This window comes from Roseburia intestinalis L1-82 (genome assembly GCF_900537995.1).
GTDB classification, from domain to species: Bacteria; Bacillota; Clostridia; order Lachnospirales; family Lachnospiraceae; genus Roseburia; species Roseburia intestinalis.
This window is the reverse complement of record NZ_LR027880.1, coordinates 547,014-573,257: the sequence shown is the minus strand read 5'-3', so window position 1 is coordinate 573,257 and position 26,244 is coordinate 547,014. Positions and strand designations below refer to the sequence as shown.

General features: G+C 42.0%; 21 protein-coding genes and 2 pseudogenes. 4 read left to right on the top strand and 19 right to left on the bottom strand.

Annotated elements, in window-relative coordinates; genetic code table 11:
- Window positions 1-325 precede the first annotated feature (325 nt).
- The 4 genes from RIL182_RS02865 to malQ all read right to left on the bottom strand — a co-directional run bounded on the left by RIL182_RS02865 (window position 326) and on the right by malQ (window position 5,608).
- Entirely contained in the window at window positions 326-1,237 is a 912-nt protein-coding gene (locus RIL182_RS02865) for a sugar ABC transporter permease (protein ID WP_006858971.1), read from the bottom strand.
- Window positions 1,237-2,604, bottom strand: a complete 1,368-nt coding sequence (locus tag RIL182_RS02860) for a carbohydrate ABC transporter permease (protein ID WP_044999520.1) — start codon at window positions 2,602-2,604, stop codon at window positions 1,237-1,239. Before RIL182_RS02860 ends, RIL182_RS02865 begins: the two co-directional genes overlap by 1 nt.
- Window positions 2,605-2,704: 100 nt before the next feature.
- Entirely contained in the window at window positions 2,705-4,042 is a 1,338-nt protein-coding gene (locus RIL182_RS02855) for an extracellular solute-binding protein (protein WP_055195091.1), read from the bottom strand.
- 84 nt (window positions 4,043-4,126) lie between these two features.
- Window positions 4,127-5,608 carry a 4-alpha-glucanotransferase gene (malQ, locus tag RIL182_RS02850; protein WP_006858969.1) on the bottom strand — a complete coding sequence of 494 codons (1,482 nt, stop codon included), beginning with the start codon at window positions 5,606-5,608 and terminating at the stop codon, window positions 4,127-4,129.
- A 283-nt stretch (window positions 5,609-5,891) separates the two neighbouring features.
- Between malQ and RIL182_RS02845 the strand changes: the two genes are divergently transcribed.
- Entirely contained in the window at window positions 5,892-6,911 is a 1,020-nt protein-coding gene (locus tag RIL182_RS02845; protein WP_006858968.1) for a LacI family DNA-binding transcriptional regulator, read from the top strand.
- Between the two features lie 23 nt (window positions 6,912-6,934).
- On the opposite strand, the gene RIL182_RS02840 is transcribed toward RIL182_RS02845, so the two are convergent.
- The 14 genes from RIL182_RS02840 to RIL182_RS02770 all read right to left on the bottom strand — a co-directional run bounded on the left by RIL182_RS02840 (window position 6,935) and on the right by RIL182_RS02770 (window position 21,704).
- A complete protein-coding gene (locus RIL182_RS02840; protein ID WP_006858967.1) occupies window positions 6,935-8,173 on the bottom strand; it encodes an MFS transporter in 1,239 nt (412 codons plus the stop codon).
- A 234-nt stretch (window positions 8,174-8,407) separates the two neighbouring features.
- The gene (ltrA, locus tag RIL182_RS02835) at window positions 8,408-9,691 is read right to left on the bottom strand and encodes a group II intron reverse transcriptase/maturase (RefSeq protein WP_157351184.1); all 1,284 of its coding nucleotides are present in this window, start codon (window positions 9,689-9,691) and stop codon (window positions 8,408-8,410) included.
- 494 nt (window positions 9,692-10,185) lie between these two features.
- On the bottom strand, window positions 10,186-11,481 hold the full coding sequence (locus RIL182_RS02830; protein WP_006858963.1) for a helix-turn-helix domain-containing protein: 1,296 nt from the start codon (window positions 11,479-11,481) through the stop codon (window positions 10,186-10,188).
- Window positions 11,482-11,564: 83 nt separating this feature from the next.
- Entirely contained in the window at window positions 11,565-12,830 is a 1,266-nt protein-coding gene (locus tag RIL182_RS02825) for an ATP-binding protein (protein WP_006858962.1), read from the bottom strand.
- A gap of 174 nt (window positions 12,831-13,004) precedes the next feature.
- On the bottom strand, window positions 13,005-13,445 hold the full coding sequence (locus tag RIL182_RS02820) for a MarR family winged helix-turn-helix transcriptional regulator (RefSeq protein ID WP_022113081.1): 441 nt from the start codon (window positions 13,443-13,445) through the stop codon (window positions 13,005-13,007).
- Between the two features lie 81 nt (window positions 13,446-13,526).
- On the bottom strand, window positions 13,527-13,841 hold the full coding sequence (gene trxA, locus RIL182_RS02815; RefSeq protein WP_370819180.1) for a thioredoxin: 315 nt from the start codon (window positions 13,839-13,841) through the stop codon (window positions 13,527-13,529).
- Between the two features lie 115 nt (window positions 13,842-13,956).
- Entirely contained in the window at window positions 13,957-14,832 is an 876-nt protein-coding gene (locus RIL182_RS02810; RefSeq protein ID WP_330369128.1) for an NAD(P)/FAD-dependent oxidoreductase, read from the bottom strand.
- A gap of 271 nt (window positions 14,833-15,103) precedes the next feature.
- A complete protein-coding gene (locus RIL182_RS02805) occupies window positions 15,104-16,474 on the bottom strand; it encodes an MATE family efflux transporter (protein ID WP_006858959.1) in 1,371 nt (456 codons plus the stop codon).
- 68 nt (window positions 16,475-16,542) lie between these two features.
- Window positions 16,543-17,925 (bottom strand): MATE family efflux transporter, encoded by a 1,383-nt coding sequence (locus RIL182_RS02800; protein WP_006858958.1) that lies wholly within the window; start codon window positions 17,923-17,925, stop codon window positions 16,543-16,545.
- Window positions 17,926-18,039: 114 nt separating this feature from the next.
- Complete coding sequence (locus RIL182_RS02795; protein ID WP_006858957.1) at window positions 18,040-18,375, bottom strand: MmcQ/YjbR family DNA-binding protein; 336 nt, start codon at window positions 18,373-18,375, stop codon at window positions 18,040-18,042.
- Window positions 18,376-18,393: 18 nt separating this feature from the next.
- Window positions 18,394-18,807 (bottom strand): hypothetical protein, encoded by a 414-nt coding sequence (locus RIL182_RS02790; protein WP_006858956.1) that lies wholly within the window; start codon window positions 18,805-18,807, stop codon window positions 18,394-18,396.
- A 22-nt stretch (window positions 18,808-18,829) separates the two neighbouring features.
- Window positions 18,830-19,075: a hypothetical protein gene (locus RIL182_RS02785; protein ID WP_006858955.1), complete on the bottom strand. Its 246-nt coding sequence runs from the start codon at window positions 19,073-19,075 to the stop codon at window positions 18,830-18,832.
- A gap of 624 nt (window positions 19,076-19,699) precedes the next feature.
- Entirely contained in the window at window positions 19,700-20,527 is an 828-nt protein-coding gene (locus tag RIL182_RS02775; protein ID WP_044999515.1) for a hypothetical protein, read from the bottom strand.
- Between the two features lie 220 nt (window positions 20,528-20,747).
- Window positions 20,748-21,704, bottom strand: coding sequence for a PD-(D/E)XK nuclease family transposase (locus RIL182_RS02770; RefSeq protein ID WP_006858954.1), 957 nt, complete (start codon window positions 21,702-21,704; stop codon window positions 20,748-20,750).
- Between the two features lie 350 nt (window positions 21,705-22,054).
- On the opposite strand from RIL182_RS02770, the pseudogene RIL182_RS02765 reads away from it, so the two are divergent.
- From RIL182_RS02765 to RIL182_RS02755, 3 genes and pseudogenes are all read left to right on the top strand, one after another.
- Window positions 22,055-23,146 (top strand): annotated as a pseudogene (locus RIL182_RS02765) (IS1634 family transposase); the annotation flags it as partial.
- A 270-nt stretch (window positions 23,147-23,416) separates the two neighbouring features.
- The gene (locus tag RIL182_RS02760; RefSeq protein WP_134522982.1) at window positions 23,417-24,586 is read left to right on the top strand and encodes an IS110 family RNA-guided transposase; all 1,170 of its coding nucleotides are present in this window, start codon (window positions 23,417-23,419) and stop codon (window positions 24,584-24,586) included.
- A gap of 132 nt (window positions 24,587-24,718) precedes the next feature.
- Window positions 24,719-25,354 (top strand): annotated as a pseudogene (locus tag RIL182_RS02755) (IS1634 family transposase); the annotation flags it as partial.
- 207 nt (window positions 25,355-25,561) lie between these two features.
- On the opposite strand, the gene RIL182_RS02750 reads toward RIL182_RS02755, so the two are convergent.
- Window positions 25,562-26,143, bottom strand: a complete 582-nt coding sequence (locus tag RIL182_RS02750) for a hypothetical protein (RefSeq protein WP_006859209.1) — start codon at window positions 26,141-26,143, stop codon at window positions 25,562-25,564.
- Window positions 26,144-26,244: the final 101 nt, after the last annotated feature.

Genomic DNA, 26,244 nt, shown 5'->3' with positions numbered 1-26,244 from the left:
TGCCTGCGCTTTTTCAATTATGTTAAAGTCACAATAGTGCACCCAAGCTTCCTGATTGCACTATTTGACCTCAGCATCCTTCAACTACTCTATTAGAATAAAGAGTCGCTTGCGACTCTTTCGCGCTCGAGCGGTGCTGTTTACAGCTAACTTCTGCTCCGCAAGATGCGCATCCTGCCCGGAGGGCTTTTAAATTCATAGGACGCAATTTCCTATGAATTTAAAAAGAGAGCAGAAACAAACCGTCCCTGCTCTCCCGGCAGACTTCCCATCTGCCCAATGACACACCAGAATGTGCCTTCATATTCCATTTGTATCCTGTGGATCAGCCCTTGACAGCTCCGGTCATACCTTCCACATAGAACTTCTGTGTCATTAAGAACAGAATTGCAATCGGAATTGATACCACAACTGCACCTGCAGCGAAACAGGTATACCAGCTGTCGATATACTCTTTCTCAAGCATCTTCCAAAGACCAATAGACACCGTATAATACTGTGCATCTGCACGGCAGATAACTTTACCAAAAATAAAGTCAACCCATGGTCCCATAAAGGATGTTAAAATCGTATATACGATGATCGGCTTACTGAGCGGTACAGTAATCTTTGTAAATACATTCCATCTTGTCGCTCCATCGATAATCGCTGCCTCATCCAGCGATTTTGAGATTGTATCAAAAAATCCCTTCGCAACATAAAATCCTGCACCGGAACCGGCGGAGAACACGATGATAAGTGCTACACGGATCATTGCACCATCTGCTAAATTAAGTGCTCTTAAAATATAGTACACAGCGATCATGGACATGAAAGATGGAAACAGACCAATGATCATCGCAATATTCATAAACGGTTTTCTCATCTTAAATCGCATTCTTGACATACTGTATGCCACTGAAAGTACAAAGATGGTAGAAATGATGCAGGTAAAAATTGCGATCACAAAGGTATTCATAAACATCTTCGGAAAGTTTAAAATACTGGTGTCTGTAAATAATTTGATGTAATTATTAAATGTATAGGTTTTCGGGAAAAATGTACTTACATAAGAACCTTTCTCTCCACGGAAACTTGTAAGGATTACCCAGAAAATCGGGAGAACCCAGATAAATGCCAGTATTGCCAGGAAAATGTGAACAATCACATTTATCACTGTTTTACGGATTTTTGCCGTATTGGGTGCACCACTTTTTTTCGCAGCCACTGCTGCTGTACTCGTATGTGTCCAGTTCATTACATGAATCCCTCCTCATCTTTATAGGATGCGGTATTGCGATATGTTACCAATGCTACGATCGCAAGTACAATAAATGTCATAATACCAATAACAGCACCTAAGTTATAATAGTTCTTATCAACCGTCAGCTTATACAGCCAGGTAACAAGAAGGTCTGTCTTTCCTGCCGTGGCATCCACCGGAGTAGGATTTCCACCTGACAGAAGGAAGATGACATTGAAGTTATTGATATTTCCCGTAAACTGTGTGATCAGGTACGGCGTCATAACGAATAACATGTAAGGCAATGTGATCTTAAAGAAAGTCTGTACAGCATTCGCTCCGTCGATCTTTGCTGCCTCATAAAGTTCACCCGGAATATTCTGTAAAATACCAGTTACCTGAAGTAACGTATACGGAATACCTACCCAGAGGTTAATAACAATAACCGTTACTCTTGCCCATGTTGCATTTGAAAAGAACGGTAATGCGGTATCGATCAGACCATATTTTAATAACAGCGTATTGACGATACCGGTCGGTTGTAACATGGTACGCATGATCAGCAGTGATACGAACTGCGGTACTGCGATGGAAAGTACAAAACAGAATCTCCAAAATGCCTTTCCTTTTGTCTCCTTACGGTTGATGATAATTGCTAAGATCATACCGAGGATATAGTTTAATGCGGTTGCTACAATGGCCCAGATCAGTGTCCATCCTAATACGGAATAGAACTGCTTGCCGATGCTGTCACCGAAGTTTAAAATCTTCTTGAAATTTGCCAGTCCCACCCAGTCAAATAATACCAGATGATCGTTGACCTTACTGTAGTTCGTGAACGCCATGGTAATGTTATAGATCAGTGGTAAGATCGTAAAAATTAAAATTCCCATAACCGGCGCTGCCAACAGTAATTTATATAAATTTTGATCTAACAAACTCTTGCAGTCTTCTTTAAAGTTGTTTAAGTGCTTTCCTGATTTTGCCAGCACTTCCGATTTATAAGAGCTCTTTACGGACTCTCTCCAGACAATGATAAACATTGCTGTAATATAAACTGTTGCCACTCCATACAACAGAATCAGTGCTGACTGGTCACCTGCTGTATATTCATAAATACTCTTTTTTTCGTTCCATACTTTTTCCTGCTCTCTCCATCCAAGAGATGGCAGCATAGATAAATTATAAATTCCTGACTGAATCATGTACCAGATATATGCAGCTTCTACTGCAAGAAACATGATTCCCTTTCCAATTTGTTTATGTGCAATATTTCCTAAGCCCATAATTAACAGGGAAAGTTTTGTGATTATATTTCCTTTTGCCACCGCATTTGTAACCGTGTACGGTGTTGAAAATTCTTTATTTTTTCCTTTTTTCATTCCAGCCTTTTTCACGTTATGGGCCTCCTTTAAATCTCAATGTAGAAACATCCAGGATGCCCGTCCGGGCACCCTGGGATTTCTATCAGAAGAAATCTTTTTACTGTGCAATGTCTGTGTTCATTGTTGTATTCATATCTTCTGTTTTCTCTGCTGCGTTATCAGCTGTGATCTCACCAGCGACCAGTGCTTTACCCATGTTCTCAGCCGGTGACCAGTAGTTGCTCATTTCGCTTACTAATGGCTGCATGATAGATGTATCTGTCATAACTTTTGTAACTGCCGTAGCAATTTCATCATCTGAGATTGCAATGTTTGTATTTGTAGGAAGGATATTTCTCATATCATAATGATCTTTCTGGGCATCTTCACCTGCAAGGTAAGCCGCTAAAGCCATGGAAACCTGCATATTCTCTGTATTTGGATTAACGCCGATTGCTTTAGATCCTATGAAAGATTTCATCTGACCCTCTGTTCCTCCGATATTTACAGTAGGAAGAGCTGCAACACCCATGTTATCGCCAAGAGCTTCTTTTACAGATTCTGCATCCCATGTACCTGAGAAAATGGCATTAACGCTGCCATCACGTAAACCGGCAATACCTGCTCCGTCTGCATCATTAATGAAGTTTGGATTCTTGCAAAGGTCTACAAGATACTCAGTAACTGCTGCTGCCTTGTCACCACTAAAATCGACACCTGCTGCTGCATCAGTACCATCACCAAATAATGTACATCCGTTTGCTACATAGAAAGCCTGAATATACCAGGAGTTAGATAATGGGAAAGAAACTTTTCCTTTTTCTAACATGGTATCAAAGCTCTTAATATCATCATCTGAAAATACACTCTTATCATAGTACATGAACCATGTATTTGATGTAAACGGGAATGCCACTACTGCATCATTGTAAGTAACAGATGCTGTAATAGAATCAGAGTTTGTTGTAGTTACATAGTCAAGATAGCTTCCTCCAAGCTCTGCTAATGCATTTGCAGATACCAGATCCGGGATGTTATCGTTTGCTAACATATATACATCTGCGGAGTTTTCAACATCCTGTGTAACCGTTGCTTTTGCATCACCCTCTGCACATACACCATAATTGAAAGTGATATCCCAGTTTGGATGAGCTGCATTAAATGCATCACACTCTTTTGCAAGCCAGCCTGTGTCCTGATCTTCCTGTGGACTCCATACTGTAATTGTACCGGACCATGGCTCATCTTCAGAATCTGCGGCTGCTGCCTCAGTACCTGCTGTCTCCTCTGCTGCTGCATCACTTGTTGTGCTGTTGTCTGCTGCTGCATCACTTGTTGTGCTGTTGTCTGCTGCTGCATCGCTTCCAGCATTGTTTGCGGCTTTGTTTCCGCATCCTGCTGCCATGGTTGTCATCATAGCTGCTACCATTAATAATGACACTGCTTTCTTTTTCATTTTTTTCCTCTCCTTTTCTTTTTCCCAAAAAGTTTTCATGAACTTTGTTTTTATATAAAATGCAATCTGCACTTTATAACATAATTATCTGTGATAAACCGACGCAAGCGTCCGGATCCATGCCCTCCGCTCCTCACTCAGTTCATCGGTTCCAATCCTCCATCTCCAGTTTCTCCCGACGGTGGATGGTGCATTCATCCGCGCTTCATTTCCAAGCTTCATCAGATCCTGCATCTGTATGATCACCACATCTGCAATGCTTGCATAGGCAGCCCGGATCAGCGCATCCGGTATTTCTTCTTTATATTTGATATTCAGATACTCGTACAGATACGCAAGTTCATAATCTGTTTTATCCCTGAAGTAACCAACAATTGTTTCATTGTCATGCGTTCCCGCATAAACGACAAGATTGCAGTCGGTGTAATTATGTGGAAGATGTTCGTTTGCCGTATCATCCCCAAATGCGAACATCAAAATCTTGATGCCCGGCCATCCGGTTCTTGCCATCAGCTTCTTCACACCCGGTATCGGACTCTTTCCTGCGATATCCTCAACGATGATGTGTGTATCTCCGATCACTTTTTCGATTGCATCCGTAAGTTTCTTTCCAGGTCCCCTACTCCACTTTCCACTTCTTCCATCTTCTGCCTTGTTCGGTACGACATAATACTTTACGATCGCTGCAAAATGATCAAGCCGTATTACATCAAACAGCTTTGCATGTTCTAACATACGCGCCTGCCACCAGGCAAATCCATCTTCTTCCATCCGGCTCCAGTTGTATACTGGACTTCCCCACTTTTGTCCATTCTCTGAAAATGCATCCGGCGGAGAACCTGCAACTCCTTTTGGCGTCCCATCCTCTTCCAATAAGAAAAGTTCCCGGTTTGCCCATACATCCACACTGTCTAATGCCACATAAAACGGAAGATCACCAATCAGCTGGATACCTCTGTTATTTGCATATTCTTTTAATTTTTTCCATTGTTTAAAAAATTCAAACTGGCAGAATTCATAGAACAATATGTCTGCATGTAACGTTGTTTCATACTCTTTTAATGCCTCAGGATCCCGGCTTCGAAGCGGTTCGTCCCACTTCTGCCATTCCTCATCACCAAAATGTTTCTTTAATGCAGTATAAAGTGCATAATCAGAAAGCCATCCGGCATTTTCTTCACAGAACCTTACAAAAGCTTCATTTTCGATATCGAATCGTGCGAACGCCATTTTCAAAACTTTAAAGCGGTTCTCATAAATCATCGCATAATCAATATCCGCTTCATCATTTCCCCAATGGAAACTTCGGATCTCTTCCACACTAAGCAGCTTCTCCTGCACAAGATCATCCAGATCGATCAGATATGGATTCCCGGCAAATGCGGAATATGACTGATATGGACTGTCTCCAAAACTGGTTGGACCGATCGGCAGCACCTGCCAGTAACGCTGTTTTAAATCCACCAGCAGATCTATAAACTGGAATGCCGCATCTCCTAATGTACCAATTCCGTATGAAGATGGTAAACTTGTGATCGCTAAGAGGATTCCTGCTCCCCTTGCCATTCTTTTTGCATCCAATGATCTTCCCCGGTCCTTCCTCTCATTTTTTCGCTTTTTTTCGTATCTGTGATAATTTTATTACTGGAAACGTTTTTTGTCAACGAATTTGCAACTTTTAACAGCGTTTTTGCCATATTTGCCGTTTTTGCTATATCGTTTTTGTTTATTTTTACAACGAAAGCGCTCAAAAGTTTCGAAAATTTTAGTATGTCTGCTTGTCAACTTTTTGTTTTCTTTATATAATATAAAAAAATCAACTGTTTTTACTAAGGAGAGGATCTTACCCATGGCAACAATCAAAGATATTGCAACAAGACTCGGTGTTTCCGTCAGTACCGTATCAAAAGGTTTAAATGGCGCGAGTGACATCAGCGAAGAATTACGTCAGATGGTGCTTGACACTGCAGTTGAAATGGGATACGCAACAAAAAAATCAAAGAAAAAAGAAAACCGCAAACTGGCGGTTTTTATCGAAAATATGGAATATGAAACGGAAGATCAGTTTGGCTACGATATCGTACTCGGTTTCAAACAGAATGCTTTCCGCCATAATTGGGATGTCACCGTTATTCCGGTCACACCTGCTTTTCAGCTTACAGAAAAATATGATACATACATGTTAAAGAACGGTTTCTGCGGTGCCTTTTTAGTCGGATTCGCCCTGCATGACGAATGGATGCAACAGCTTTCCCACACCACAATGCCGACTGTTCTCTTTGATAACTATATCGAAAAAAATCCGAACGTCTGCTACGTCGGCACCGATAACTATGAGGGCATCGACGCAGCCGTAGATCATCTTTATACGCTCGGTCACAAAAAAATTGCTTTCTTAAACGGTTCCCTGCACTCCATGGTATCCGAGCAGCGCCAGGAAGCATTTTATAACAGCATGAAAGCTCACGGACTGACTGTTGATGAGAAGCTGACCGCCTACGGCTATTATGTGGCAGACAGCGCAAAGTATCACGTCCCGACGTTTCTCGGCGCAGGTGCGACTGCGATCATCTGCGGCAACGATCTGATTGCTTCCGGTGTGATCGCTGAGTGTAAGCTGCGCGGTTTCCGTGTTCCGGAGGATATCAGCGTTGTCGGTTTTGATGACCTGCCGCTCTCTGCCTCCTTAGAGCCGCCGCTTACCACGGTTCGTCAGGAGCGCAATGAGCTTGGAAAATGCGCTTACGTCGTTTTAAATTCTCTGGTGCACCACATCCCGTTCTGCCGGACGCAGATCCGCGCCAGACTCATCGAGAGAGAGTCGACGGCACGCTGTCCGGCGGTGCCGGAGATTAAACCGCTGGCTTAAAACTGCCAACAGATTTATCAACACTACTCTGCGTTTCGGACCGCCTCGTATACGGGGCGGTTTTCTTTTGCCGGAAGGCAGATCAGCAGAAACATGGCGGTAAGTTCTATCGTCGCGAGCAGCAGAATTGCAAACCGGTAAGACATGATCTGTCCCAGTGCTCCCGCTGCCATCTGGAATGCCACACTTCCGATCGCAAATACCATATTAAAAAATGCGTTGATACGCGCCCGCATATTTTCGGGCAGATAGCTCTGCACTGCTGTCTCACGGATAGTCGCACTTGAGATGCCAAGTGCCCCACAAAGGAAACGGTTACACAGCATCAGCGGATATGGCAGATATAAAAGTAAAATATCCATCAGTCCATAGACCGTATAGACAAATTTGGTAAACGCATAACGTTTTTTTACCGGTATTTCTTTTTTATACTGAAAAATGCCGCCAAGTCCCCGCCCGATCATTTCCGCACTTTTTAAAAATCCAAGCATCGTAACCGTAAGCCACGGCACTGTCTGGTAAAACGCCTGTATCAGTACGGTATTTCCATCTGACACACCGCTTGTGATACTCATATAAGTATAGATGTTACGAATGCCCTTTTCTTTTTTCAGATAATGAAATCCTTCCCTGATATCCTGACAATACTGCTTCCAGGTATAATCGTCCTGTGCTTCTTCCTTTTCCTCATGAATCCGGCTCTCCACGATGACAGATACCATCGTGATACCGGCAACCAGATAAAAAATGTGTGCCATGGATATTTTTTCATACAAAAAGGTTGCCGCCGGGGACATTGCAATAATGACAAGCGGATAGATCGTATTGCTGACCGCATAACCCTTCTGCTCCATCCCATTCGGTATCAGATTTGGATACCATGCATCATATGCAAGACGGTAAAACACTGAGATTGTTCCCACTGCAAGGACAAATATCAGATACAACAGGTAATTGAATGCATGACCACTGATATAGAGTCCCATTACCGCATACAATACCGCCGTTACAATATCCAGTCCGACGATCCATTTTTTCTTTCCGCCTTTATCAATTAATGGAGCAACTAAAACAGAAAGGACAATGTCCGGCAAAACGCCACAGATCAGTACCAATGCTGATAAAAATGTAGATCCGGTCTCATCAAATACCAAAAGGCTGATCGGCAGGTTCATGGCTTCGCCACCTACGGCTGTTAAAATGGTTGCTATGGCGATACTGGTGAAATCTTTTGTCCAGAGTGTTTTTTGCTGGTGTGACATGTTTTTCCCTCATTTCATGTTTTGTAGTATAACGTAATGTTTATGATGTCCGGAGCAAATAGTGGATTCCAGACATCATATATCGATTGCTACAGTTATTATATATTCCACTTTAAACTAGATAAAGCGAATTGATTTGGGAAAATCGGCAATCGAGTAGGAGGGAAATCTGAGTGATTTCCCGACCTCTCACACCACCGTGCGTACCGTTCGGTACACGGCGGTTCAATCAACTTAACAAGTAACACACCTTTCGGTGTAGTAATCTAACATTGAGACTAATCCAAATGAAGTTAGTCTCTTTGTGCTTATAGCCTTTTGTATCCATCCATTGTGACACATGTGTGCATACCGATTGCCAGTATTTGCCACTTTATGTGCCGCCCATCTTGGAACGCCGAGTTTAACCAAATTCTTCTCTTTGTTTTGTGGTGTTTTCCAATGTTTCCAAATACACATGCGTATTCTATATCTAATGTTTCCATCAAGTTCTCTACAGAGAGTTTTCATACTACCTATCTTAAAGTAGTTAATCCATCCTCTGATAAGCTGATTAAGTCTCTCTACTTTATAGCTGTTGCTAACGCCCCAGCTACGACAAGTGAGTTCCCTCATCCTCTTCTTATACTTCATTACTGATTTTGCATGTGGTTTCGCCTTGAATTGCTGTGCACTTGTATCGTAGTAGAATCCAAACCCAAGGTATTTAATTCCTCTTGGTCTATCTACTTTGCTCTTCGTCATATTGACTTTAAGTCCTAGTTTTTCCTCAATGAATCGTGAGATATTTCTCATAACTCTATTCGCAGACATTTCACTTCCGACCATAATGATACAGTCATCCGCATACCGTACAAAGTTAAGTCCTCTCTTTTCCATTTCCTTGTCTAGTTCGTTCAGCATAATATTTGCCAATAATGGCGAGAGATTTCCACCTTGAGGTGTTCCCACGATAGAATCCTCATACTCATCGTCAATCATGATTCCACTGACTAGGTATTTTCTGACAATAGAGATAACATCTCCATCTTTAATAGTTCTACCTATGATAGTCATAAGTTTGTCATGATTTACTGTGTCAAAGAACTTTTCCAAGTCAATGTCTACAATCCAATCATTTCCGTCATTCATCATATCGAGTGCTGTAAGGATTGCTTGCTGTGCACATCTGTTCGGTCTGAATCCATAGCTATGGTCATGGAATTGTTCCTCATAGATTGGTGTTAAAACCTGTGCAATAGCTTGTTGTATGAATCTGTCTGTTACTGTCGGTACTCCCAGGTTTCTGACACCACCATCAGGCTTTGGTATCTCCACTCTTCGTACTGGTTGAGGTTTATATTTTCTTATCCTCAACTGTTCCTTGATAATTTCGCCGTTCTTTGCAAGATATTCCTTGAGTTCTGTGTACTTCATTCCGTCTACTCCCTCGGCACCTTTGTTTCGTACGACTTGCAGATATGCTCTGTTGAGATTATCGTTAGATAGTATCTGCTCCATTAGACTACTTGTGTCCATGCGTTCTTTCCTTTCCGTCCCGCTTGATTTGACCATCTTTTACCCGATTGGTTACGGCAGATGTTATCTCTTCTGCAATACGAGACATACTCAAACTTATTGATTGTTCGCCCCTTTGCTCTATCTCCATTACAGAGACTTCTTCACTACTATGGGCTCGGCTGACTTCTCACAGTTCGTTGTTACTAGGCTAATGAAACCCCTGTGAGACCTCCACGCTTAAGGTGCACGCTCTTTCCTCTCATCTATCCGCCACATCTACTCGTACTTCCAGCAACTTTAGGACTTCATCTCTTTTGGCAGACTTATCCGTATTTCCGAGCCTTATATGTGATTTCTGTCCGTCGGACCAAGAGTTTGCTTACAGCTTCCTTCAGATTCCACCTCACGATGGACACCCTTGCTGTTCTGCTATACACTTCCTCGTTGCCTAGGCGTGTTCGGGACTTTCACCCATTAGAGCGCGCCCATGGCGCGCAAACCAAAAAAGCACGCTAAAACGTACTTTTTCTGGTCTTTGCGGAAATTTGTTCACTAAACTCCAGTGCCTTTTTATATTTTCGCTGCCTCGTATAGGCTTCTAAAATCACATTTTTATACTGATAGAGGAAACCAAACGACTTTTCTTTTATGAGTGCCCTGATCAGTCGTTCGATCAGATCTAAATATGCCGGATCCGCCGTAAAGTCTTGCTTTTGTTCCATGCAAAGTTCCTCATACATCAGACGCTCTGCCATCTTACCCTTCATATCTTTCCGGGAAAGTAACTGTTTCATTATTGCAAGATAATGATCCGCCTCCCTGGTATTTCCAAGGAGAAGATGTAACCATGCCTTTTTATGACAGAGCAGGAAATCTTCTGACCGGACACGGTTTAAACAGTCGAGTGCTTCCTCATATCTTCCAACTGCAAGATAGGTCGCCCCCATATTATAATATAATCCCTGCTCGTATTCTTTCCACCATCCGGTATTCTGTAATAGTCTTCTGGTGCGCTCATAATAGACGGTCATCATCTCATCCATATCGACACATGCATATGCGCTTCCATTCATAAAATAATAATCCGCCAGTGCATATACATTTCCCTCTTCTAATGCCGCCGTCACAAAACGGTTCTCCATCCGGTGAATCGCGTCGTATTCTGCCTGTTCATAATAACCGGAAATCAGACAGCTCATGCCAAGCGTGTTCTGCAGTCCGTGTTGTACTTTCTGATACCATTCCATTTTCTCTGCCGGATCTTTTGTGAGTCTTGAACAGACCAGACTGTAATAGGCATACTGTTTTTCATCCATGCAGTCTTCTAACTGCGCTAAAGTGCTGACATTCTCATTCAAAAAATTTTGTATGTCATTTCCATCCGCTTCTTTTTTCATCAAACTTTCGATAAAGCTCTCATCTACTTCTTTCCATGTGCTCTCACTGTAATAAATTGCGGACACCAGTCTGATATCGATTGTAAGCGGTGACATCAAAAGCCTGTCCCATTTTCCGGCAAGTTTTTTCCATACCGTTTCATTTTCCAGCCCATATTGCAGATTGTAAAAAAATTCATCTATCTGTTTCCTGCTCTCAGTAAGAAACGCAGAATCTGTCTCATAATTGATTCCAAGTCTTGCAAAAAGCTGCTTTAAAATTGCCATATCCGGCTCCGCCGATCCACGCTCGATTTTACTTAAATACGAAACCACACAGATGCCATAGCAGACTTCTTTCTGCCCCTTTCCCTGTCTGATCCGCTCCGCGCGCAAAATCATCCCTGCCGGATTTTTTTCTTTTCTATTCATGCTTATTTTCCAAATTTTTGTCTCTGTGAACTATCTATCGTCTTTATAAAGCCCATTGGATTTTTCTGTTATAAAATTGCCTCTTAAATCGGCGCAAGCAGGTACTCACACAAAATCTGATATAATTTTTGCGGTTCAACCGGTTTTGCAATATGTGCATTCATGCCCGCTTCCTTGCATTTTCTCACATCTTCCAGCGTATCGTCTGCACTCAATGCTATGATCGGAATGATCTGCGCATCCGGCTTTGCAACCTTCCTTATCGCTCTCGCCGCAACAAAACCGTTCATGTTTGGCATCTGGATATCCATCAGTATCGCATCAAAATGATAGGGTTCTTCCGCTTTAAACTGCTCTAATGCCGCTTTTCCATCCTGCGCACTGATCACATTTACCGCCACATGCTCTAAGATACGCCTGCTGATCTCAACATCAAGTGGATGATCCTCCACAAGCAGAACCCTCTTTCCCCGCAGGATGTTCTGTATCTCCTCCGCGGAACGGTGTGCCACTTCGATCTCCGGCTGTATCTCCGCAATCTCAATCTCAAGATGGACTTTTATCTCCGTACCTTTCTGCGGCTCGCTTTTTACCGTGATCGTTCCGCCCATCAGATCAACGATGCTTCTCACGATCGCAAGTCCGAGTCCCGCTCCGTTTCCCGGTTCACCCTGATTCACGCTCTCCTGCGTAAATGGCTGGAAGAGAATCTGCTGAAACTCTTCGCTCATTCCCATTCCGTTGTCGGACACCACATAGTCGGCACAAAATTGATTGTTGTGCGTGGCATAATTACAGATGCGGAATGTGACCTCCCCGCCCTCCGGTGTAAACTTCACCGCGTTGGAGAGCAGATTAAAAAATATCTGGAAAAACCGCACCGGATCAACCATCATATTAATGTTGATCTCCTCATGCGGCATATGAAATCGGATCCATTTGCGCTCACACATCGGCTCCATCATATTTTCCACTTCATTTAAAAATTCCGTAAACGAATACGGCTTGGGATGAAGATGGAACTTTCCGTTTTCGATCTTAGACATATCCACCAGATCATTCAAAAGTCCCATCAGAAATTCACTCGCGCCGCGTATCCGGTTTAAACACTCTTCCATCCGCTCCGGATGTTCCGTCTCTTCAAGTCCTAACGCCGTTGCCCCCACGATCACGTTCATCGGTGTCTTGATCTCGTGACTGATGCGCGACAAAAACTCTGTTTTTACTTCTGCAACTTCCTCTTTCGCTGCATCCCTCTGCACCTGCATGCGCCGCAGACGCACCGTGTCAAACAAAAACAATCCCACAAGTGCCGCGATCAGTACTGCGATCAACATTGTCTGTTCCATAACAAAAACCCCCAGTGGTTTCTACTCTTCATAAATGACTGCCTGTTTTCCGGCAATCTTATAAGGATAATTTTACCATAGGGGTTTGGTGGGGTGCAACTGGATTAGGGGGAGAAATCACTTTAACTTTCTGTTGCAGATACACTTGTCAAATGTTTGAAATATGATTTATTTTCATTCTTTTCCAAGCACTCCCAGCACTTTGTGCAGCAGCCGGTACAACTCATCAGCATCTTCTTTCTCCAGACACACGCAGCAGCCCATTTTTTTTGGCACCAGAACGGCATCCTCTTTCAGCTTTTCGCCGAGTTCTGTGATCGTCACATTTAACACACGCTCATCCTCACTGTCCCTTGCGCGTACAAGATAGCCTTTCTGCTCAAGCTTTTTCAGGACAGGCGTGAGTGTGCCAGAATCCAGATATAAAAGTGCTCCCATATCTTTCACGCTGATCTGTCTGTGTTCCCAGAGCACCATCATCGCGATATACTGCGTGTATGTCAGGTCAAGCTCATCTAAAAAAGGCTTGTACTTGCGCACGATCTCTTTGGAACAGGCGTAAAGTGGAAAACACAACTGGTTTTCCAGTTTTAATGCATCATATTTATCTGGCATGATAATCCTCATTTCTACCGGCACACCATTCTGCAATCCAGGTTGTTCCCAGACGATGTGCCAGTTCACAGTCAGCTCTTTCTAATTCAGATGTTCCTCGATAAAGCTGCGCATTGCGTCTTTCGGCTGGAATCCAACCGTTCTTGCCACTTCCACGCCATCTTTTAACACGATGACTGCCGGAATGCTGACAATGCGGTACTCCTGTGCAAGTCCCATGTTTTCATCGGAATCTGCGTTGTAAAACTCTGCCTTGCCGGAGAGTTCCTCGGATAATTCTTCCATCACCGGTGCTAACATCTGGCACGGTCCGCACCATACTGCGGAAAAATCAACAACTGCTGCACCTTTTTTTGCTTCATTTAAATCGTTATTTGTAATTTTCTTTACCATAATATTTTCCTTTCCTGCGCAGTTCTTTGCGCATGACACACTGTTTTTTGTGATATATTTGTTGTAAAATACGTTCCGGTTTTAGTCCCACACATTTCTGTTCATGCGGGCTGCCTCTTTACTGCTTCCCGGCTTCGCGTTTTTTCGCATCCAGATAAGCCACTGCGGATAATGCCGCAACATTGCCCTGTCCGGCTGCTTTGATATACTGATACGGTGTTCCCGTAATATCTCCACAGGCGAAAAGTCCCGGAATATTTGTCTCCATCGACAGATTGACCTTTACATGATTTCCGTCTAATTCCAGACCCGGCACAAGCTGTTTCGGGGATACGGCATCCCGCAGTACAAAAATGCCATCCACAAGGTACTCCCCCTGCTCTGTGCGAAGTCCCCCGGCTTTCTTTTCACCAAAGATCTCCTTCGGACGTTCTTTGATCACCGTTACCTGCTCTGATACGCCAGGTACATCCTGATACATTGGAAAATAAAGTATCTCTGCTGCCACTTCCGCAAGAAAATCGGCTTCGTGTTCCGCATCTTTTCCGTAACCGATGACGGCAACTTTCTTTCCTTTATAAAAGCATGCATCACAGGTCGCACAGTAGCTGACACCCCGTCCTAACATCTCTTCCTCGCCCGGAAGTGTCTTGCCGGAGACAACGCCGCACGCTAAGATCACACTCTTTGCCTCAAGCACTTCCCCGCCTGCCTGGATTGCAAAATAGTCGCCCATCGCATAGACTGTGCCGATCCGGCTGTCCGTAATATTGATCTCCATCATGGCAAGCTGCTTTTCAAACGCCTTCGCCATATCCGCTCCGGTCACCGCCGGGAGTCCCGGATAGTTCATGATCTGATGCGCCTTGCTGACCTTGTCGCTCATCTGCTTTTTCCCGATCAGCAAAATATTTTTATTTCTTACCTTTGCCGTCAATGCAGCAGAAACGCCGCCAGGTCCGGTTCCGATAATCGCTATGTCTGCTCTCTCCATTTTTCTCTCCATCTCAAAATCATTGTTTTAAATTTAATTGTGTGCAATCTTTACGCTTTTTATCATACAGGAAGATACCATCACTTGTCAAGTAAAAAAGAACCGTGAGATTATTTTCTCACAGTTCTCTTTTCCTATACGTTATTTTATTTTGCTGTAAACTTGTATACTTTCGACCTTGTTACCCATGTATCACGCTCCGTCGGATAATATTTCGAATCCATCAGACAGTATTTGGAGCCTTTTTTCAGTTTCAGATTTTTTTATACGCTCACACTTCTCCCTCTTTCAATATCTTTTTAATGTTGAGGAAAAATAATGTCGCTGCAACTGTCACCGAAATAAAATCCGAAACCGGCTCTGCTAAAAAAACGGCAAATACTTTATCTACAAAGAAATGCGGCAGGATATAAATCAGCGGGATCAGCAGGATAATCTTTCGCAGACACGCAATAAACAATGAGATTTTTGCCTGTCCGAGTGCCATGAATACCTGCTGCACCGCAAGCTGGATCCCGAATACTCCGGTCGCTGCCATATAGATGCGCAGTGCCCATTTTGTCATTTCAAATAATTCCTGTGAACTGCTGTTGAACAGATGCACAAAAAATCCAGGTGCGATTTCCACCGCCAGACAGAAGATCATCGTGTATGTAAAACTGCAGATCATAAGCAGACGATATGCCTTTTTCACACGATCCATCTTTTTTGCTCCATAATTAAAACTCATGATCGGCTGCGCTCCCTGTGCAATTCCCTGCACCGGCATAAACTGAAGCTGCATAATACTGCTTAAGATCGTCATGGCTCCGACCGCCACATCACCGCCGTAGCGTGATAAAGATGCGTTAAATGCAATATTGATTGCGCTCTCCGTCGCATTCATGATAAAAGGCGATACACCAAGTGCACATACCGGCAAAAGTACGGAGGCTTTCGGCTTAAAATACTTTGTCTTTATTTTCAGCTTTGTCTGTTTTCCCGTCAGAAAAAGGATGACCCATACCGCTGAAATTGCCTGTGAGATCACCGTTGCAAGCGCGGCTCCCTGCACACCCATGCCAAATACGAAAATAAAGACCGGATCTAAAATGATATTGCAGACTGCCCCGATCAGAACCGTTTTCATACCGACTTTGGAAAATCCCTGTGTATTGATAAAGGAATTTAATCCCATCGTAAGCATGACAAACAAAGTCCCTTTTCCGTAAATGTTCAGATAAGAAAGTGCATACGGCAGCGTATTGTCACTTGCACCAAACAGCATCAGAAGCGGCTCCGCTGCAAACTGCAGTACCACAACTAAAATCAATGCGATCACGATCAATGCCATGGTACAGTTGCCGAGTATCTCCTCCGCCTCATCATTTTTGCCTTTTCCCATGAAAATAGCAACACGCGGCGCCCCGCCATACCCGATCAGACCGGAAAATGCCGTGACAATCATCAGAATCGGGAAGCAGAGTCCAAGACCGGTCAGTGCCACGCCCCCGTTTTCCGGGATATGACCGATATAAATACGATCCACCAGATTGTAAAGAAGATTGACGAGCTGTGCGATCACAGATGGTACCGCCAAGGTCAGCAAAAGTCTGCCGACGCTTCCCTCGCCGAGATTAATTTCATTTTTTGACTGTTTCATTTATATCCTCTTTTCCTGAACTTATTTTTAACCATGTAGCTATAAAAAACTGCTTCCAGTTTCTCTGTTTATAAATCATGTGTTGCAGCAAATTTTTCCAGAATCTTTTTCTGCTTATAATGATAATAAATGATCATCCCCACCGCGCTGACCAGCCATGTAATTGGGTAACATGCCACGATCTGTGAGAGTGTGCCATCCGGTACGATCCAGGTGACCCATACGACACGCAGCACACAGATACCGATCATCGTCATTGCCGTCGTCACGATCACATGCCCCTGCGCGCGCAGTGCGCCGGAATATACTTCGATAAACACAAACAGAAAATAGGTCGGCGATATGATCTGCATCATGCTAAGACCAATTTCCACTACATTCGCATCTGTGGTAAATATGCCAAATAAAAATCTTCCCGCCGACATTAAGATCACACTCAGAAGAATCGCAGTTACAAGTGCCATGCCAAGACATTCCCTTGTTCCTTTGCGGACGCGGTCCATTTTTCCGGCACCAAAATTCTGACCAACGAACGTGGTCGCAGCGATTCCAAACGCACTGTTGATCATCCAGAAAAGGCTGTCTATTTTGCCAAATGCAGCCCATGCCGCCATTGTGTCAACGCCAAATCCGTTTAACGCAGCCTGCACGATCACGTTTGAAATACTGTACATGCTCGACTCGATACCGGTCGGCAGTCCGATGGCGAGCATATTTTTCAGCACACTTTTATGGATCCTGATTTCGCGTGGAATTAACTTTAAGCCGGCAGTATGATACATTAATGCCACACTGACGAGCACAGCGCTGATCCCCTGCGCGATCAGTGTTGCCACTGCCACGCCAAGGACTCCCATTTTAAATCCAAGCACCAGCACCAGATCCAGAATAATATTGACGATGCAGCAGACGATCAGAAAATAAAGCGGACGTTTCGAATCGCCGATTGCCCGTAAGATTGCCGCTCCCATATTGTAAACAAAAATAAATAAGAGTCCCGCAAAATAAATCCGCACATAAAGTGTCGAGTCAGGCAGCAGATTTTCCGGCGTATTCATCCATTTTAAAACCATACGTGTCATAACAACACCGATCACTCCGGCAATGATACCGCCTGTGATTGCAAATGCATATGCCGTGTGCAGTGCCTTATGCAGCTGTTCCTCATTTTTTGCCCCAAAATGCTGGGAGATCATAACTGTTGCGCCGGCAGATAATCCGGTAAAAAATCCGACCACCAGATTGATGATCTGACCGGACGAACCGCTGACGCAGGATAGTGCCTCTTTTCCGACAAACCGCCCGACGATCACCGCGTCCACCGTATTGTAAAGCTGCTGGAAAAATGTTCCCACCAGTATCGGGAAAAAGAATAATAAAAGCTGTTTCCAGATGACTCCCTCTGTGATTTTATTTTCCATTGTATCTTTTGCTGACATAAAAATCTCCATTCTTGCGCAGCTTTCTGCGCATCTCAAGTTTGTGCGCAAGCACAAATCTTGCGTGTGAAAAATCTTATTTTTCACACTATTGCCTCACTTCTTGATTGTTCTTTACAAATGAATTTATTTTTTTCCGCAGATCAGATCATAACTCTCTGCGATCATCCGTCTGATTTCCTCATCCGGTATGCTTCCATCCAGAATAACAGTATTCCAGTGTTCCTTGTTCTGATGATATCCCGGAATCACCGCTGCATATGCCTCCCGCCAGAAATCGCGCCACTGCGGATCAACTTTTATATTTATGCGCATCTGTCCTTCGTACTCATAAGTCCAGAGAAATGCCTTTTTGTTCTTTTTATACCGCACCAGAATCCAGTTTGGATCATGGAACGGTGTGTCCTGATAGACATCTTTAAATGTCATGCCAAAAGATAATGCTTCCTGTCTGGTTGTCATGGACTTTCTTCCTTTCTTTTATCTTCGGATTTTACGGATAATTGTACTCAAAATACGTTCTAAAAAATGTCCTGCCATAGGTAGTCCAATAAATCCGCTTTTTAATAATAGTAATCCGGCTCCCATAGAAAACAGAAAGGATGCCGCTATCTCTATTGCTATTTTCCGGTCAAATTTTAATTTGCAGATCAGACATTGTATACAGATGCTGATACACCAGGCAAACGCTGTAACCGGTATGGACAAATACAAATCTAATCCCCAGTGCATGAAAAGAACACCGCTAAATGTCTGCATCATCATACGCTGCGGGATTTCCATACAGACACCATCTAACGCATAAAGCAATAATTCTTTTCCGCGTGGGATTTCCGCAACCTGATTTATGGAAATGACAATGGCTGACAATAATACTGTAACAGCCAGAATCATCCAGTTTTTCCAATCAGCAATACTATGATAATTCCAGTCTGTTGTATTCTAAGATGAAAACTAATGGTATCACAGATGCAGCTATTACACTATAGCGTTCCAAAAATTTTACTTTTGACTTTTCCACACATATCTGTATCAGAAAATTAAGCCCAAACCATACTCCTGACAGCAAAATTCCTGAAACTAAAGTTAAAATTATATAAATCATCTTTATTACTGCAGCTCCCTCACTTCTCTCATAACCATCAGCTCCCGCTCCACCCACGGAATATGTTCCACATCAGCTACCCTGTTTTCCTCTCCTGTGCTATATACAATGACGAAACCTTAAGTCCTGTCTGTTGCAGTACATATGCCTTTATCTGCTCATAAGCTGCTTGTCTCCGCTTCGATCCGTGCCAGACAAAGGTCCCCCGGACCTTTAGCGCCCCTTAAATTCAGATAAATCCATATCCTCCAGGGAGAAGTCCACCTTCACTTTTCTTGTATCGACCATTCACTTGGAAAGCAAGACAACTGTCTCAACATGTGTCGATAGGGTAATTGAGATGCACTTTCCAGAGTTTTCACTGTACTCTGGGAGTGAAAAGTGTTGCACTCCTCTCTGATGAGGCTGCAAAAAATTGACATGATGCACTCTCTCCTGCCCCCACATAGAAAAAGATTGCATTGTATTTTAGATGTAAGCCAGATTAGCTTACGATTGACTCTGCTCTTTCTCTATGATCCAATACTTCCAAAATTTCTTTCATATATTGTATCACAGATCATTTTGTTTTGGAAATCACTTTCCTCTCAAATGGGCAGAAGAAAACCTCCAAATCTTCTAGGGACTTGGAGACTTGATTCCAACCATTTTACATTTTTCTAAAACTTAATTTCTCGCTTTTTACATTTCACTTTCCAAACAAGGCATTTCTTTCCAATAATCTTCTAACTCTGGTATTTGCTTTTTTGCTGCATATATCATCTGAATGCCCATGTAATAAATAAGTGTCATTTTATCATTATCTGCATAATTCACAAGTTCAACCACAAGAGAATGCCCTACATCAATATGCGCTCCTCTTTTATCTGATATATGTTTTAAATAATCATATATTGAAAGCTTATTGTAACCAATTTGTTCAAGTATATCATATATCCGTTGATTTTTAATTTCATCCTCTGGATACCTCTTACAATAAACATCCATTACTTCTCCTTTATATTCTACTTGTTCACAGGCATATAAACTTATAAATTCTGATTTTAACTCTTTAAGTTTACCTGTTAACTTATTCAATATATACTCATATGAATATTTTGGAAGCATTTGTGCAATTGATTTAACATCTCTGTCAAACCAAGATACATTCTGTTTAAGCCATTCTTCTACAGGAATCCATGTCTGTATACTCCCTATCCGCAATGGCGTATGCACTATATGTTGTCCATCATCATATCTAACTTCAATTCCATCTAATAGTGGCATTTTGAATGTAGGGCATACATTCAGAAGTACAGATGCTTTCTCACATAATAACTTTCTTAACGGCATTACAATTATTCTATCCAGCACAGACTGATATTGCTCATCCAACTCCTGCGACTCAAATAAACATAACCTTATAATATTAAATTCTTGCTCAATTTCTTTTATCATTCCATTACGAGAAAGATTAAATTCATCAACAAAATTCAATTCTGTTTTATATGTTTCATCAATATTTCTCACTTTACAATTCCTCCATGTATCCATTTATAGGAACCAATCATATCTTCTTTTGGAAATGCATGTGGCACACACCATCAAAAAGATTTTTCTCTCGATCTACATTTCCTTATACCCATTTTATCATCAGATAATTCAACAATATCCATTATTTCCCAAATCTTCATATAATAGGAGCCTCCAAGTTATTTAAACTCAAAGGCTCTCTTTTTCTTACATAACTTTATGCAAGTGCAGGTTCTTTCCCTGCAATAATCGCTTTCACTTCTTCTACGTTTTTATCTGTAGCCATAGCAATCTGCTCTACAGTAAAACCATTGTTATGCATATTAAGAATAATTTTTTCTTCTTTTCTTGCTTCTCCAATCGCAATACCCTTTTCTTCAATTCCCTGACTCAAGTTACACATAACGCTCACATCCTTCCTGAAGTTCTCCTCAATAGGAATATCGTATTCATTTCCAATTATGTTTAGTTTTTCATCTATTGTAAGTTCCTGTGACAGCAGCGCACATAACAGACGGTGCAGTTCATATGTCTCATCATGTTCCGGCAGATTCTTTGCCAGTCCAAGCATGATGATATTCAACAGGTCAAGATTTCCCTTCCATTCATAGGAACCGATCAAATCTTCTTTTGTGAGATGCACATGGCTCATGCTGCTCTCTTCCATGTTCATACATACCCAGATTGAATATACACGCTTAATGTCATCGTAGCTAGAATTCTCAAAATCACGTTCTTTTTGTGATGAGATCAGTCTGCTCACATAAAAGATTGCCCGGTTTAAGATTTCATATCCCGTCGGCTCGTCTTTCTGTGCTTCTACATTGATGATAATCTGTGACAATCCATCTTTCATGCGCACATAAAAAACGATATCAAATCTTACCAGACCTTCATTGATTTCTTCATTTTCTGTGTTGAAACCGACCAGTCTTTCACCATTTTTTTTGCTGGCTGCATTTGTAAGTCCAGGCTCTACCGGTACCGTACTGATATGTGGTGTTCCCTCGATGCAGTCGACCACATCCTTGGGATTCATGCCCTTAAACTCATCAACTGTTTTTACCAGTATATGTGCCAGTATGCTCTTCTGTCCTAACAGACGCTTTGCACTCGTATCATACTGTGCTTTTGAGTCTGTTGCTTTCACTGCATTTTTCAATTCTGTATTCACTGGCCTTCCTCCTTTTTGTAACAGATATAGTCATCCCCAAAAAGGCATCTGACCACACCTATATTATAACTTACCCATTTCTTTTATACAATCAATTTTTACATTTGGAAAAGGAACATAAGAAAAACTCCAAACCTGTCATAGACTTGGAGTCTTGATTCCGTCCATTTTTTACATTGTCTGCACCGGTGCATGCTGTTCCTGCCCCTCCTGCTCGGGAGTTTGACACATTGAAATCCAAAAAAGTACCACAAAGCCTTGAAATAGGCTTATTTTTTTGTCAAATTTTTATTTTTATTATATAGTAATATTTGGTGATATGTGGTATAATAGTGACAGAGGTGATTATTGTGCGTATAACAACATCAAAATCAAAAAATTCTGAGTCCTTTTACATCACTCAGTCCTATACAAATGCCAATGGGAAAAGTACTTCCAAAACCATCCGAAAATTAGGTACGTTAGCTGAATTATCGGCGCAGCTCCACACGGATCGTGACGGAGTTGTTGAATGGGCAAATGAACAGGCTCGTCTTGAAACACTGAAATATAAAAGTGAAAAAGAGGATGCTACTGTCATGATTCCATTTCATTCCAACAGACTCATGGACTATAATAAGCAGAAACTTTTTTCTGGCGGATATCTTTTTCTTCAGTCTATTTACTATGGACTTAAGCTCGATTCTGTCTGCCGAAAAATCAAAAGCCGACATAAATTCGAGTATGATCTTAATGCTATTTTATCTGATTTAATTTATACAAGGGTTCTGGAACCTTCCAGCAAAAGTTCTTCCTTTCGAGCAGCAAAACAGTTCCTTGAGCCTCCAACTTATGAACTTCATGATGTTTACCGAGCTCTTTCTGTTCTTGCTTCTGAAATGGATTTTATTCAATCAGAAGTTTATAAAAACAGCTTTTTTCTTGGTGACAGAATGGATCGGATCCTTTATTATGATTGCACAAACTACTACTTTGAAATCGAACAGGAAGATGGAGATAAAAAATACGGAAAAAGCAAAGAGCACCGTCCGAATCCCATTATTCAAATGGGACTCTTTACAGATGGTGACGGAATACCTTTGGCTTTCTCACTCTTTCCTGGAAACCAAAATGAGCAGAAATCCTTAAAACCTTTAGAAACAAAGATTCTCCAACAATTCGGCTGTGATAAGTTTATCTATTGTAGTGACGCCGGACTTGCTTCTGAGGATAACCGTGTTCTTAATCACATGGGACAGAGGGCATTTATTGTCACTCAGTCCATCAAAAAGCTGCCTGCTGAAGATCGGGCATGGGCTTTAAAGAAAACTGGCTTCAAACGTCTCTCAGATGATAAACCTGTTGATCTCACAAAACTGACAGATGATGACAAGAACCAGCTTTATTATAAAGACGAACCATTGACAACAAAAAAACTGGATCAAAAATTAATCATAACCTACTTGTATGATAATTAGGAAGTTAATTATCACATATTTCCTTTCTTTTAATATCGTGGTTCAATACAATTCAGATACTATGGACTTTTGATTTGTTTTCTGTAGCTTGACTACTCAACTGGAGTGTATTGCCACTACATTTATCTGAATTGTTTATTAGCTGGATGTTGCCGGAGTGTTTTTCACTCAGAGTACTTATTTCTATCAAGTCTACGATGATAATCGTTGGTGGACATCATGGTATCAGACTTTAGGAAAGGGAGGTACAACCTCATGAAAATTTACGTAGGCATTGATATTGCCAAACTTAATCATTTCGCCGCTGCGATTTCTTCCGACGGTGAAATAATCATTGAGCCGTTCAAATTCACAAATGACGCTGATGGCTTCCAACTGCTGGTCTCTAAACTCGAATCATTCGATAAGAACAGCCTCATCATCGGTCTTGAGTCAACGGCACACTACGGTGACAACCTTGTTCGATACCTTGTTACTGAGCTTTACCAAGTGTGTGTGTTGAACCCCATCAAAACCTGTCAAATGCGAAAAAATAACGTTCGCAAAACTAAGACAGATAAGGTCGACACTTACGTGATTGCTAAAACTCTTATGATGCAGGACAACCTCAGATTCGTCAGCTTCTTCGATCTCGATATGATGGATCTTAAGGCATTGGGACGTTTCCGTCAGAAAACCATAAAGCAACGTACCCGATTGAAAATTCAACTGACAACCTATGTTGATCAGGTCTTTCCGGAGATTCAATACTTTTTCAAATCCGGTCTGCATCAACACGCTGTCTATGCTTTATTAAAAGAAACACCTTCTCCAAAAGAGATTGCTTCCATGCATATGACTCATCTGGCAAATCTGCTCAAAGTGAACTCACACGGACACTTTACCAAAGAACAGGCCAAAGAATTAAGAGTTCTCGCACAGAAGTCTGTCGGTGCTAACGACAGCGCTATATCTATTCAGATAACTCAAACCATTCAACAAATCGAGTTACTGGATAGCCAATTAGAAAAGATTGAAGCTGAGATGACGGATATCATGAAATTCAACGATTCTGTCATCATGACCATTCCTGGTATCGGTTATATCAATGGTGGAATGATTCTTGGTGAAATAGGTGATATTCACCGTTTCTCCAATCCTAACAAGCTGCTTGCTTTTGCCGGTTTGGATCCTTCTGTTTATCAGTCTGGTAACTTTCAGGCTAAGACAACAAGGATGTCCAAACGTGGCTCTCGTGTTTTACGATATGCCCTTGTAAATGCAGCTTGGAACGTTGTCAGAAACAACGCAACCTTCAAGGCTTATTATGATGCCAAGAGGGCTGAAGGCCGGTCTCACTACAATGCACTTGGGCACTGTGCCGGCAAGCTTGTCAGAGTCATCTGGAAGATGCTCACTGGCGAAGTAGAATTCAACCTCGAATAAGAGGTCTGTATACCAATATCGATAGATTTTGAAAAAGCACCCTAAGGGAGCTCTATTAAAGTTACCCTTTTTTACCACCGATATGAAAAAGAAATTTTTTGCTAATTTATGGTTGACTTTTCATAGCTGGTCTCCCCTAAATATGCCGCTTATCAGAAAGCCATCCGTGCGGAGCAGATCTGTCGGGCAGAAAAAATGGTTGCAAATGGCTCTCTAAAAAAACAGCGTAAAAATCCAAATGATCCTGCAAGATTTGTAAATAAGGTAGCTGTAACCAACGAAGGAGAAAAAGCTAAGATCCACTATTATCTCGATACGGATAAGATTGCTGAAGAAGAAATGTATGACGGACTTTATGCGGTATGTACAGACCTGCTTGATGATGACGTTGCAGATATCTTAAAAGTCAGTGAAGGAAGATGGCAGATTGAAGACTGTTTCAGAACTATGAAAACAGACTTTGAAGCCAGACCCGTTTACTTAAACCGTGAAGATCGGATTAAAGCTCATTTCCTCACCTGCTTTCTTGCTCTGTTACATTTCCGGTTATTAAACCGCTCCTTGAAAGGGACTTATACCACAGAACAATTACTTCACACTTTAAAAGACATAAAATTTACGGATATAGAAGAACAGGGCTTCATGCCGGTATATGAACGTCAGGAAATCACTGATGATCTCCATGAAACCTGCGGATTCAGAACGGACTATCAATTCATAACAAAACGGAAAATGAAAGGAATTCAGAAAAAAAGTAAGCGGAGATAAAACATTACTATATTTCGTGTATGCAGATAAAAGTGCCACGCCCCTTGTATTTACAGGGATTGTGGCACTTTTTTAACTAATCAACTGTCAAAGATGAGATTATAACTTACCCATTTCTTTTATACAATCAATTTTTACATTTGGAAAAGGAACATAAGAAAAACTCCAAACCTGTCATAGACTTGGAGTCTTGATTCCGTCCATTTTTTACATTGTCTGCACCGGTGCATGCTGTTCCTGCCCCTCCTGCTCCAAAACATCCTGCTCTAAACTTTTTGCTACTTCCTGCCCTTTTCCCATATACCGGATTTTAATGCTGCTGTAATCAACTCCTGCCGGTTCCAGCACTTTTTTCTCTAACATGTTTAACATCGCTTCGGTGTCAAATTTTCCCTCAAAATAAAGTTCCTCATCCACCTTTAGCGGTACATCCATTTCTTCCGGTGAACTGCCAAGGATCGTCCTCCAGCGTCCGGCTACTTTTCCACACATTTCCATAAAACGCTCATGGATATCCGGCTGTTCATTATAGGTCTGCAAAATTCTTTGTGCCACCTTTCTCCATGTAGGTGTCTCTATCCATTCTCCCGGCGCGAACTGGACTGCCAGCGGTCTTTTCCCTTTCAGTTCTGCCGGGGACACTGTAATAAGACTGCTTTCCCGGATTGTATCTTTCATGTCTGTCCTCATTTCTCCACTTCGGTACATCTGGAGCAGTGCATCACATTTCGTGTTTACAAGCTGTAACATTTCCTCCCTCAGTTCTTCTATCAGTTGCTCATAATTCATACGCTTTTCTCCTCCTGTCGCACACTTACTTCATGTGCTTTTTTTATATCCACTTTCTTTTACTCATTTTCCGTTATATGCTTTCTGCTGTCCTTTCCTAT

Coding starts and splice junctions, on each gene's coding strand:
- RIL182_RS02820 (WP_022113081.1), bottom strand. CDS start 13,445: ATGCCAGATAAATATGATGCATTAAAACTGGAAAACCAGTTGTGTTTT.
- RIL182_RS02830 (WP_006858963.1), bottom strand. CDS start 11,481: ATGAATAGAAAAGAAAAAAATCCGGCAGGGATGATTTTGCGCGCGGAG.
- malQ (WP_006858969.1), bottom strand. CDS start 5,608: ATGGCAAGGGGAGCAGGAATCCTCTTAGCGATCACAAGTTTACCATCT.
- RIL182_RS02800 (WP_006858958.1), bottom strand. CDS start 17,925: ATGGAGATTTTTATGTCAGCAAAAGATACAATGGAAAATAAAATCACA.
- RIL182_RS02855 (WP_055195091.1), bottom strand. CDS start 4,042: ATGAAAAAGAAAGCAGTGTCATTATTAATGGTAGCAGCTATGATGACA.
- RIL182_RS02860 (WP_044999520.1), bottom strand. CDS start 2,604: ATGAAAAAAGGAAAAAATAAAGAATTTTCAACACCGTACACGGTTACA.
- RIL182_RS02750 (WP_006859209.1), bottom strand. CDS start 26,143: ATGAATTATGAGCAACTGATAGAAGAACTGAGGGAGGAAATGTTACAG.
- RIL182_RS02795 (WP_006858957.1), bottom strand. CDS start 18,375: ATGACAACCAGACAGGAAGCATTATCTTTTGGCATGACATTTAAAGAT.
- RIL182_RS02845 (WP_006858968.1), top strand. CDS start 5,892: ATGGCAACAATCAAAGATATTGCAACAAGACTCGGTGTTTCCGTCAGT.
- RIL182_RS02840 (WP_006858967.1), bottom strand. CDS start 8,173: ATGTCACACCAGCAAAAAACACTCTGGACAAAAGATTTCACCAGTATC.
- RIL182_RS02810 (WP_330369128.1), bottom strand. CDS start 14,832: ATGGAGAGAGCAGACATAGCGATTATCGGAACCGGACCTGGCGGCGTT.
- RIL182_RS02825 (WP_006858962.1), bottom strand. CDS start 12,830: ATGGAACAGACAATGTTGATCGCAGTACTGATCGCGGCACTTGTGGGA.
- ltrA (WP_157351184.1), bottom strand. CDS start 9,691: ATGGACACAAGTAGTCTAATGGAGCAGATACTATCTAACGATAATCTC.
- RIL182_RS02865 (WP_006858971.1), bottom strand. CDS start 1,237: ATGAACTGGACACATACGAGTACAGCAGCAGTGGCTGCGAAAAAAAGT.
- RIL182_RS02790 (WP_006858956.1), bottom strand. CDS start 18,807: ATGATTCTGGCTGTTACAGTATTATTGTCAGCCATTGTCATTTCCATA.
- RIL182_RS02805 (WP_006858959.1), bottom strand. CDS start 16,474: ATGAAACAGTCAAAAAATGAAATTAATCTCGGCGAGGGAAGCGTCGGC.
- RIL182_RS02760 (WP_134522982.1), top strand. CDS start 23,417: ATGAAAATTTACGTAGGCATTGATATTGCCAAACTTAATCATTTCGCC.